Raw genomic sequence first — 1040 nt, forward strand, 5'->3', positions numbered from 1 at the left:
ACCTCCCGGTACACCTTCAACGGCTTACAGAACGCTCCCCTACCACTCAGAATAAATTCTGAATCCGCAGCTTCGGTGCATAGTTTAGCCCCGTTACATCTTCCGCGCAGACCGACTCGACCAGTGAGCTATTACGCTTTCTTTAAAGGATGGCTGCTTCTAAGCCAACCTCCTGGCTGTCTGGGCCTTTCCACATCGTTTCCCACTTAACTATGACTTTGGGACCTTAGCTGGCGGTCTGGGTTGTTTCCCTCTTCACGACGGACGTTAGCACCCGCCGTGTGTCTCCCGGATATTACTTTACGGTATTCGGAGTTTGCAAAGGGTTGGTAAGTCGGGATGACCCCCTAGCCTTAACAGTGCTCTACCCCCGTAAGTATTCGTCCGAGGCTCTACCTAAATAGATTTCGGGGAGAACCAGCTATCTCCCGGTTTGATTAGCCTTTCACTCCTAGCCACAGGTCATCCCCTAACTTTTCAACGTTAGTGGGTTCGGTCCTCCAGTTGATGTTACTCAACCTTCAACCTGCCCATGGCTAGATCACCGGGTTTCGGGTCTATACCTTGCAACTATTCGCCCAGTTAAGACTCGGTTTCCCTACGGCTACCCTATTCGGTTAACCTCGCTACAAAATATAAGTCGCTGACCCATTATACAAAAGGTACGCAGTCACCCAACAAGTGGGCTCCTACTGCTTGTACGTACACGGTTTCAGGTTCTATTTCACTCCCCTCACAGGGGTTCTTTTCGCCTTTCCCTCACGGTACTGGTTCACTATCGGTCAGTTGGGAGTATTTAGCCTTAGATGATGGTCCACCTATATTCAGTCAAAGTTTCACGTGCTCCGACCTACTCGATTTCACTTAAAATGTCTTTTCATGTACGGGACTATCACCCTGTATCGTGGCGCTTTCCAGCAGCCTTCCATTAACACATAATAAGCTTAAGGGCTGTTCCGATTTCGCTCGCCGCTACTTTCGGAATCTCGGTTGATTTCTTTTCCTACGGGTACTTAGATGTTTCAGTTCTCCGCGTTCGC

Annotated in this window: 1 rRNA gene; it reads right to left on the reverse strand. The window is 49.4% G+C overall.

The window, feature by feature from the left end:
* Positions 1 to 1040: ribosomal RNA gene (locus AAEY68_RS20660) — 23S ribosomal RNA — on the reverse strand; the annotation flags it as partial.

The organism is Pseudoalteromonas sp. RB2-MNA-CIBAN-0110 (genome assembly GCF_040309305.1).
GTDB lineage: Bacteria > Pseudomonadota > Gammaproteobacteria > Enterobacterales > Alteromonadaceae > Pseudoalteromonas > Pseudoalteromonas arctica.